The 205-nt window shown below is 73.7% G+C and carries 1 protein-coding gene; it reads right to left on the bottom strand.

All coding sequences use genetic code 11. The features are described 5' to 3' along the window. Window positions 1-205: transposase (locus ACFPJ1_RS21200; RefSeq protein ID WP_380106262.1), on the bottom strand; the 205-nt coding region annotated here is incomplete at both ends.

Here is a 205-nt window from a genome sequence, read left to right as displayed (position 1 = left end):
TGCCAGCCCGCGCCCGGCAGGGTCGCGCCGATCGCCGCGGTCAGCCCGGAATGCGCATCGGAGGTGACGAGCCGGACTCCGGTCAGGCCGCGGGCGGTCAGGTCGCGCAGGAAGGCCAGCCAGCCGGCGCCGTCCTCGGCCGAAGTGACTTCCACGCCAAGGATTTCGCGGTGTCCGTCACCGTTGACGCCGGTCGCGACCAGGG

Source organism: Kribbella qitaiheensis (assembly GCF_042657745.1).
Taxonomy (GTDB): Bacteria; Actinomycetota; Actinomycetes; order Propionibacteriales; family Kribbellaceae; genus Kribbella; species Kribbella qitaiheensis.
The sequence above is the reverse complement of the archived record's forward strand: the minus strand, read 5'-3'. Positions and strand labels throughout refer to the sequence as shown.